General features: G+C 53.3%; 9 protein-coding genes. 3 read left to right on the forward strand and 6 right to left on the reverse strand.

The features are described from left to right. Nucleotides 1–4 precede the first annotated feature (4 nt). The 3 genes from cysN to cysC are packed head-to-tail and all read left to right on the forward strand — an operon-like array spanning nucleotide 5 to nucleotide 3,836. Complete coding sequence (gene cysN / locus BZG83_RS09705) at nucleotides 5–1,429, forward strand: sulfate adenylyltransferase subunit CysN (RefSeq protein ID WP_077480309.1); 1,425 nt, start codon at nucleotides 5–7, stop codon at nucleotides 1,427–1,429. A 3-nt stretch (nucleotides 1,430–1,432) separates the two neighbouring features. Next, nucleotides 1,433–3,175: an SLC13 family permease gene (locus BZG83_RS09710; protein WP_077480310.1), complete on the forward strand. Its 1,743-nt coding sequence runs from the start codon at nucleotides 1,433–1,435 to the stop codon at nucleotides 3,173–3,175. 34 nt (nucleotides 3,176–3,209) lie between these two features. Further along, on the forward strand, nucleotides 3,210–3,836 hold the full coding sequence (cysC, locus tag BZG83_RS09715) for an adenylyl-sulfate kinase (RefSeq protein ID WP_077480311.1): 627 nt from the start codon (nucleotides 3,210–3,212) through the stop codon (nucleotides 3,834–3,836). Here cysC and BZG83_RS09720 read toward each other — a convergent pair. From BZG83_RS09720 to BZG83_RS09745, 6 genes are all read right to left on the reverse strand, one after another. Then, nucleotides 3,833–4,735, reverse strand: coding sequence for a TIGR03899 family protein (locus BZG83_RS09720; RefSeq protein ID WP_077480312.1), 903 nt, complete (start codon nucleotides 4,733–4,735; stop codon nucleotides 3,833–3,835). The genes cysC and BZG83_RS09720 overlap by 4 nt on opposite strands. A 239-nt stretch (nucleotides 4,736–4,974) precedes the next feature. Further along, the gene (locus tag BZG83_RS09725; protein WP_077480313.1) at nucleotides 4,975–5,472 is read right to left on the reverse strand and encodes a DUF3299 domain-containing protein; all 498 of its coding nucleotides are present in this window, start codon (nucleotides 5,470–5,472) and stop codon (nucleotides 4,975–4,977) included. A gap of 3 nt (nucleotides 5,473–5,475) precedes the next feature. Continuing rightward, the gene (locus BZG83_RS09730; RefSeq protein ID WP_077480314.1) at nucleotides 5,476–6,735 is read right to left on the reverse strand and encodes an ABC transporter permease; all 1,260 of its coding nucleotides are present in this window, start codon (nucleotides 6,733–6,735) and stop codon (nucleotides 5,476–5,478) included. Continuing rightward, nucleotides 6,732–7,427, reverse strand: a complete 696-nt coding sequence (locus BZG83_RS09735) for an ABC transporter ATP-binding protein (protein ID WP_077480315.1) — start codon at nucleotides 7,425–7,427, stop codon at nucleotides 6,732–6,734. The genes BZG83_RS09730 and BZG83_RS09735 overlap by 4 nt, the downstream gene beginning before the upstream one ends. Before the next feature lie 40 nt (nucleotides 7,428–7,467). Continuing rightward, nucleotides 7,468–8,217, reverse strand: a complete 750-nt coding sequence (locus BZG83_RS09740; protein ID WP_077480316.1) for a ZrgA family zinc uptake protein — start codon at nucleotides 8,215–8,217, stop codon at nucleotides 7,468–7,470. A 46-nt stretch (nucleotides 8,218–8,263) separates the two neighbouring features. Further along, a partial coding sequence (locus tag BZG83_RS09745) for a DUF2607 family protein (RefSeq protein ID WP_206744370.1) occupies nucleotides 8,264–8,572 on the reverse strand: 309 nt, incomplete at its 5' end.

An 8,572-nucleotide genomic window follows, 5' to 3' on the forward strand; every position in this document is an offset into this window, starting at 1 on the left:
AGTCATGAATCCAGCAATTCAACAACAGGTGGCCGATCTGGGTATTGAGGGTTATCTGCAACAGCACCAACACAAAAGTTTATTGCGCTTTTTGACCTGTGGCTCTGTCGATGATGGTAAGTCGACTTTGATTGGCCGCTTGCTGCACGACTCACAGCAGATTTATGAAGATCAGCTGGCTGCTGTTCATGCCGATAGCCAGCGTGTTGGCACCACGGGCGAGAAACCGGATCTGGCGCTATTGGTAGACGGCCTACAAGCCGAGCGCGAGCAGGGGATCACCATTGATGTGGCGTATCGCTATTTCTCCACCTCCAAGCGCAAGTTTATCATCGCCGATACCCCCGGCCATGAGCAGTACACCCGGAATATGGCCACCGGTGCGTCGACCTGTGATGTGGCGGTGATCTTAATCGACGCGCGCCACGGCATCTTGGATCAGACTCGTCGCCATTCATACATCGCTAACTTGCTGGGTATTCAGCATTTTGTGGTAGCGGTGAACAAAATGGACTTGGTGGAATATAGCCAAGCTCGGTTTGATGAAATCCAAGAGCAGTATCTGGCGTTTGCCGATCAGCTCAACCCCGGCTTGTCAGTGTCTATGGTGCCCTTGTCGGCACTGGAAGGCGACAACGTGGTCAATGCCAGTGACGCGATGGCGTGGTATCAAGGCGAGCCGCTACTCAGCCAGCTAGAAGCCATCGACATTGAAAAATCGCGCGGGACGGGCGCGTTCCGTTTTCCGGTGCAGTATGTCAATCGACCGGATCTGAACTTTCGCGGTTACGCGGGCACCCTTGCCAGTGGCGAGTTACATGTGGGCGATGAAGTTAAGGTACTCCCTTCTGGGCTTACCGCGAAGGTCGCGCGCATCGTCACCTTTGACGGTGATCGTGAATTTGCCTTTAGCGGTCAAGCGGTCACTCTCACTTTAGATAGAGAAATTGATATCTCGCGTGGCGATCTCTTGGTACGAGCGGATGATGACGTGGCGGTGGGGCAACGATTTGACGCCGACGTGGTGTGGATGACACAAACCCCGCTGGCACCGGGGCGCGAATACGACATTAAGTTGGCCAGCAAGAAAACCTCGGCGCAGGTTGAGTCACTGTCCTATGGGGTGGATGTGAATACGCTTAACACCCATGACGCAGACACCTTGCCGCTCAATGGCATTGGTCGTTGCACCTTGACCCTGAGCGAAGCGGTGCCGCTGGATACCTATCACGATAGCCCGAATACCGGTGGCTTTATCCTGATTGATCGTCTCACCAATGTGACGGTTGGCGCGGGCATGATCCGTCATGTGACTGAGGCTCAGCCACAAACCACCTCGTCGTTCTCAGCGTTTGAGCTTGAGTTAAACCAGCTGATCCGCAAGCACTTTCCGCATTGGCAAGCGCGGGATCTGCGTCAACTGGGATAAACGATGAGTTGGCAGGAAACCACGGTACTCACCTTGCTGGTGGCGATTGTCGCCGGCTTGGTGCTCACCCGCATAAAGCCTGTACTCTTGTTTGCGGGGGCGGCGTTTGTGGCGTTCCAAACCGGGCTCACCTCGGTTGAAGCGCTGACGGCGAACTTTACCGCGCCATCACTGCTGACCTTGGTATTGCTGATTTTGGTTTCTTGTGCGTTAGAGAAAACCCATTTAACCAGCTGGGTTGCGCAGCAGGCGTCGCACGGCACACTCCCCACCGTGATTGCCAAATTAGGCATATCGAGCGCGCTGCTATCGGCGCTGGTCAATAACACCGCCGTGGTGGTGTCGATGATTGGCGCGATCAAGCGCAACCGACGTCACTCACCCTCGCAGCTTTTGATCCCATTGTCATATAGCGCCATTCTCGGCGGCACCCTAACGCTGATTGGCACGTCCACCAATCTCATTGTGAACAGCTTTGTTGAGCGGGCGGGTTTACCCAGTTTGGGCTTTTTCACCCCAACGGTCATTGGTGCAGCTGCATTGGTGGCAGGGCTATTGGTATTAATTCCGTTTAGCTATCGGTTGCCACGCCATGATGGTGAACAAGAAGAGAGCTTGCCGTATGTGCTTGAAGCACGGTTAGCCGCCGACTCACCCTTATGCGGTCGCAGTGTGGCAGACAATGGCTTGCGGGCACTACGCCGTTTGTACTTGGCCGAAATTCATCGTCAAGACGGCGTCATTGCGCCTGTGTGTCCGGATACGCCGTTATTGGCCGGTGACAAGTTGCAGTTTGCTGGCGATGTGGAAAGTGTCGCGACCTTACAAGAGATCCCGGGCCTGACCTTGTTCGGCCAGCATCACATTGATGGGCAAAATTTGATTGAGGTGGTGGTGATCCACAGCGCCAGTATTTGTGGCAAAACCCTCAAAGCTGCCCGATTTCGAGAGACTTTTGATGCCGTGGTGGTCGCCATTCGCCGCGGCCATGAAAAACTCGACGGGGGACTGGGCAATATTCCTTTACATGCCGGCGATACGTTGGTGTTGGTGCCGGGCAAAACCTTTCGCCAAGACAGCCAAGCGTTGCGGCGTGAATTCGTGCTCTTTAATGGTTTGGAAGCCAGTACTCGTCTTTCCGAGCGGAAAAGCGTTGCGGTACTGGCGGGATTTGTCGCGGTGATTGGCGCGGCCTTGCTGACCCCGATTCCGCTGCTTAATGGCTTAGCCGCTTATTTGGTGGTGTTGCTGGTCAGCGGCATTATCTCCTTGCACGATTTACAACGCCGATTTCCGGTTGAAGTGGTGGTGATTGTCGGCGCGGCGCTGACATTGGCACAACTGATGTTGGCGTCAGGGCTTTCAGCACGCTTTAGTGATTGGTTTATGGCGACCTTTAGCGCAGGGGGCGCGATAGGCGCGCTGGTGGCCGTGTACTTGCTGACTTTGTTGCTAACCGAGCTTATCACCAATAATGCCGCGGCGGCGCTGGCTTTCCCGCTGGGCTATAGCTTCGCGCTAGGGTATGGGGTTGAGCCTATGCCTTTTGTGATGGCGGTGCTGTTTGGCGCCAGTGCCAGTTTTATTTCCCCTTATGGGTATCAAACCAATTTATTGGTATACAGCGTGGGCAATTACCAGCTGCGTGATTATTTGCGTCTGGGATTACCGTTATCTGTGGTGTATTCCGCGGTGGTGCTCACCCTGTTACCGATTGTTTTTCCTTTAACGCCGGTGGCCTCTTAATCATGGCGTGGCCAACGAAATTGCGGAGACTTTCATGACTGACACTGTATCTGCGCCAACCGATCCCAATGTGGTTTGGCATCAGCATCATGTTGATCAAGCCCAGCGCAGCGAACAAAAACAGCAGCAACCCGTGGTGCTTTGGTTTACCGGCTTGTCTGGCTCGGGCAAATCGACCATCGCGGGCGCGCTAGAGGCGGCCTTGGTGGCCGAAGGGCACCATACCTATTTGCTGGATGGCGATAATATTCGTCATGGCTTATGTCGCGATCTGGGATTTTCCGATCAAGACAGGCGCGAGAATATTCGCCGGATTGGTGAAGTGGCCAAGTTGATGACCGATGCTGGCCTGATTGTCTTGAGTGCCTTTATCTCACCGTTTCGCGCGGAGAGAGAGATGGTGCGCGAGCGTTTGCCAGAGGGGCAATTTATCGAAGTCTTTGTTGATACGCCGCTGGCAGTGTGTGAGCAGCGCGACCCCAAAGGGCTTTACAAAAAGGCGCGTGCCGGCGAGATCCCTGCTTTTACTGGCATATCGTCAGACTATGAGCCACCGCAAACGCCGGCGGTCCATTTGACCGGTGATCACAGCGTCGCCGAGCATGTGGCGACCTGTCTTCGCGTACTGCGTGAGCGCCGAGTGTTGCGCTCGTCGGATTAAGCGTGGGTATTGACTGTATCACCCAAATCGCTGTGCATCTCAAAGCCTTCTGCGAGCAACTCACAAATGGCGTGGTGATAATCGGGATGCACGCGTTTACCGACCAGTTTTGCTAGCTCATGGCCGGTGGGGCTAAAGCGGTAGTAATAAAGACGCATCCCTTTGTGGAGCGGAGTAAGCATGTATTGGGTGTCTTGCAGTTTAAACGGCATGGCCGGTTGCATTTCAATCACGCCGGATTCGAGCTCAGTGCGCAGGATTAGCCCCAAGTCCATCAACAGCATTAAGTCGGTGTAAGACAGTTGATAGTGACCCAGCGAGAGCTTATGGGGCGGCTCTGGGCGCAGCAGTTGCACCAAGCCTTGGCGGCGGCGAAAACCGGTCACCAGCTTTTTGGTGCTGTCTTGCCCAAAGGTGCTGGACAATGCACAAGCGCGTTGCAGTGCTTGCGCTTCACGTTGCGTCATGGTTTCGAGAATGGTCAGGGCTTTAATCGAGGTACTGCCGGGTCGTTGCATTTCTTGTTTGAGAATTTTCGCCCACAGCTGCTGCATCGCATGGCCGTGAATATTGCGGGCCAAATCGAAAAAGCGAACTAACCAGTCAGGATCGGGGGTATGGGCGGTTTCGCTGTGACACTGGTCGTAGGTCAGAGCAATGATGGCTTCGAGATTGGCCTGCTGCTTTTGCATCACATGACGTTGGCGATTGGCACTGCGATGGGCGAGATCTTCCTGCTCGACCTCTTGCAGACGCGCATCGACGTGATACTCACTGGCAATCGCTTTTAGCCGCCCTTTACTGCCACGTAGGTCAGCGTCTTCTTTATAACTATGTTCCTGATGCTGCCGTTTATCGGGATGGGCATCGATGACCACAGGTTTGTCTTGCTCTGCCATGCGCGTCTCACACTGATTGTCAGCAAAATTTAATGCTGGCAAATATGTTAATTAAAGATTAAATTTGTTAACATTATGAGCGTTAACAATCAAGTGTAGGGATGCGTGTGCGTAAGCAAAAACTCAACCCCATCAATCTGCTGTTGATTGCCGTGTACATAGGCGCACTGGCGATCTTGTCTCATTATATTGCCTGACAATATCGTGTGCGCCGATCGGGCTCACTGATTGATAGGGATTTATCCGTCGTCGTAGTCAGTTAATTGTGTACCTTGTAGCACATAACCCACTTCTGCTAAGTCATGGCTGACATGTTCGGTTTTTAGCGTGCCTTCGACATAAACCACATCCCATAACTGTTGAATCGGCGCACCGCCAGCAAACTTTACATAAATTATTTGATTGGGGGGCGGGGGTGGAACATGAATACAGGCGCCAAGAAAGGGCACCAGTAGGAATTCCGTTACCACTTTGTCGTCGCCTTCTAGAGGGATCACAAAGCCGGGAATTTTGACTTGGCTGTTGTTGAGCTCAGGGCGAACTGAGCCAACCAAGCTTTGTGGGTTTTCACCATCGTGAGTAATTTCTGGCATGCCCCGACTATCGAATTGAGCACGTTCGTGCTCAGGCACCAAATCAATCCAATCCAGCGTGAGTGGCTCATTGCTCGCCCACGTAGGCGAGCTCAAAACACCGCTCAGTAAGGCGATAAGCCCGAGCATTATTCGTTTTTTCATCTGTTATACCTTAATTGTCATGCCATCGGCGAGCGCCTGTCGGTAGGCGCGCCAAGCCGGAATTAATCCCACGATAAAGCCAGCGACTAACACTCCAGCCATCAATGAAAGCTCATAAGAGGACGGCCAGTCGAGCGGTAAGAATAAGCCAAATTCACTGAGAATATAGGGCTGTGCTAGAGCGAGTCCACCATAAAGCAGGAGCACACCAAAGACGATCCCTGCGACGGTGATCGCGACCGCCTCACTGACCAATAGCAAAATAATATGTAAAGGACGCGCGCCCATCGCACGTAAGATTGCCATTTCGCGTCGACGCTCGTTCAAGCTAGTGAGCAGGCTTGAGAGCATACCCAACAGCCCGGCGACGGCCACAAAGCCAGAGATCACCAACAGGGCTTGTTCGCCAACTCGCATCATGCCCCACAGCTCGTGCAAGGCAATACCGGGCATAATGGCGGTTAATGGTTCGCGTGGATAAGTATTAACCCAGCGCTGGACGGCAAAGGTTTTGATTTTGCTGTTTAGTCCCACCATCACCGCGGTCAGTTGTTCTGGTTGTAGCTCGCGTTGTTGCGCTTGCGCTTGGGTGAGGCCTTGGCCGAGTCGTGCGCCACTTTCCCAGCCGACATGAATCGCTTCGATGGCTTCAAGCGACACATGTACGCTACGGTCGACGGGGGTGCCAGTGGGCGCCAAGATCCCAGTGACCGTAAAGGGCAAGTTGTCATGCTGATTAAAGCCTTTGTCGGCCAGTCCATGGGCAATGACCAGACTATCGCCCATCTTGTATCCCAGCTCTCTTGCCACTTGGGCGCCGATCACGGTATCAAATAAGCCGGAAAATGGGCCGCCTTGGCGAAAGGCCAGTGGTTGTTTTTGACCATATTGATAATGGTCGAAGTAATCATTGGTGGTGCCGACCACGCGAAAGCCGCGGTGAGAGTCCCCCAGTGAAATGGGGATGGTCCAACTCACATCCGGATGCTCACGAAGGCGCTGGTAACTGTCCCAGCCGATATTGTTGGTGGCGTTACCAATACGAAACACGGAATAGAGCAGTAAGTTAATGGGACCGGAGCGGGCGCCGACAATTAAATCGTTGTTGGAGATGGTGTTGGCAAAGCTGGCTTTAGCTTGGGTGCGCACCTTCTCCACCCCGAGCAAGAGCACTACGGCGATGGTGACAGTCAGCAAAGAAAGCAGGGCGGTGGCGCGGCGATTCTTGAGGCTTTGTCCTGCCAATCCTAACAGTGAAATCATTGGTTGGCCTCCTCGCGATGTATGGCGCGATTAAGCGCGAGAAGCGAGACATCGCGGTCAAACAAGGGCGCTAATTGGCTGTCATGGCTGACAAACAATAAGCTGCTATTGGCCTCTCGGCATCGGTCTTGAAGCAATTGAATAAAGGTATTGCGGGTGTCCGCATCAAGCGCAGAAGTGGGCTCGTCAGCGATAATTAATGCTGGCGCACCAATTAATGCCCGTGCCGCTGCGACCCGCTGTTGCTGGCCGATACTTAGCGCAGTGACTGGCTGATGGTAACAGTGCGCGGGAAGACCAAGCTTATCGAGTAAATTGGCCGCCTCTTGGTGTGCTGGTTGGCTGAGTGCCTGACGCCGCGTGTGAGAAAAGCGCAGCGGGACGGTGACATTATCAATCACAGATAAATAGGGCAGCAGATTAAACTGCTGAAAAATATAACCAATATGGTTAGCACGGAACTGATCCCGTTGGCGATCATTCAGTGCGGTTAGCGCTTGATGATTGACCGTCAGTGTTCCCGATTGTGGGGTATGAATGCCTGCAATCAGGCTCAGCAGGGTGGATTTCCCGCTGCCACTGGGGCCTTTTAAAAATACATGCTCGCCCTCACCGACCGCAAAGCTCTCGATATCTAAGATCGGTTGCGGCTGAGCTGGCCAAGTAAAACGTAGTTGTTCGATGGTTATCATGCCTGACAGGGGCGCTAGATGCGCCCCGCCTCCTTGTTCACTACCACTGGATGTGCGACTTGGCACGATTCAAGGTTTCAACCCAGACCTTGTCATCAGTAAAGGCCTGAATCTTCATGGTTTCTGTGTTGGGGAATAGGCTAAACCAATCAGTTTGCAATTCGGTGAAGGCTTGCGGGTTTTGGCAAACGAATTGGTAGTTCGCTGATAAGGTGTTGTGGTTACCGTGATCATGCCCATGATGATCGTCATGGTGCTCATCATGCTTGTCGTGATCATGATGGCCTTCATGCGCATGATGGCTGTGATCATGGTGGTCACCATGATCCTCATGATGAGCATCTTTGCCGTCTCGGCCATCGCGACCGTCATGGCCTGCGTGACCATCTTCGCCATCTTCACCGTGAATGCTATTGTGCTCATGCTCATGCTCATGCTCATGCTTGTGGTCATGGTCTTCAAAGCTGCTCGTTACCTTGACGTCGACCAGCTGGCAATTCGCCGCTTCAGCAAGCTGGAAGCGTTTCCCGCCATCGCGCAGCAGTGTATAAGCATCTTCGAGCGTTTGCTGATCCTTGGCGTTTTTAGGGTGGTGCTCAAAACCAACCACATCATGGCCGGGGGCGGTCAGTTCAATCAGCACACGCTCACCGTCTTGGGCAAGGCTTGCGGTGACTTCACCGTGCACATGGGCATCGAACGACTGATAGTTGGCTTCGTCAGCAAATGTGGCTGTGGACGCGGTTGCGATAGCCATGGCGATAACATTGGGTAAAAAACGCGTTTTCATTGGGTTCTCCTAGTGAATAAATGGGTTAAATCATTGCGGTATTTATTCAACTAGGTGGGTCGCGTGCCGAAAAGGCAATGGCGATGTGGTAAGCCTGAGCTGGCTTTGAGAGCGCAACAATCTCGTTGACCACATAAGTGGGGGCCGGTGGTGAGGCCGCATACGCGATCAGTGCGGGAGGCGCCAAATGACAGAGGCTGCAATGTTCGCTGTGATGTGAGGGCGTGAAGGTATCGAGGTGATGATGCGCCCACAGCCCAGATTGGCTGAGTACGACGATCAACAGCAGATGGACGATCAATGGCCGAGTCATGCAGGCATCCACACCTTTAAGAGTAATGTAATAACATAACAA

It is taken from the genome of Salinivibrio sp. PR919 (assembly GCF_001995355.1).
GTDB lineage: Bacteria > Pseudomonadota > Gammaproteobacteria > Enterobacterales > Vibrionaceae > Salinivibrio > Salinivibrio proteolyticus.

Bases quoted from the DNA above. Each gene is read 5' to 3' on its own strand.
- BZG83_RS09735 (WP_077480315.1), bottom strand. From the start codon at position 7,427: ATGATAACCATCGAACAACTACGTTTTACTTGGCCAGCTCAGCCGCAA.
- cysN (WP_077480309.1), top strand. From the start codon at position 5: ATGAATCCAGCAATTCAACAACAGGTGGCCGATCTGGGTATTGAGGGT.
- BZG83_RS09730 (WP_077480314.1), bottom strand. From the start codon at position 6,735: ATGATTTCACTGTTAGGATTGGCAGGACAAAGCCTCAAGAATCGCCGC.
- BZG83_RS09710 (WP_077480310.1), top strand. From the start codon at position 1,433: ATGAGTTGGCAGGAAACCACGGTACTCACCTTGCTGGTGGCGATTGTC.
- BZG83_RS09725 (WP_077480313.1), bottom strand. From the start codon at position 5,472: ATGAAAAAACGAATAATGCTCGGGCTTATCGCCTTACTGAGCGGTGTT.
- BZG83_RS09740 (WP_077480316.1), bottom strand. From the start codon at position 8,217: ATGAAAACGCGTTTTTTACCCAATGTTATCGCCATGGCTATCGCAACC.
- BZG83_RS09720 (WP_077480312.1), bottom strand. From the start codon at position 4,735: ATGGCAGAGCAAGACAAACCTGTGGTCATCGATGCCCATCCCGATAAA.
- cysC (WP_077480311.1), top strand. From the start codon at position 3,210: ATGACTGACACTGTATCTGCGCCAACCGATCCCAATGTGGTTTGGCAT.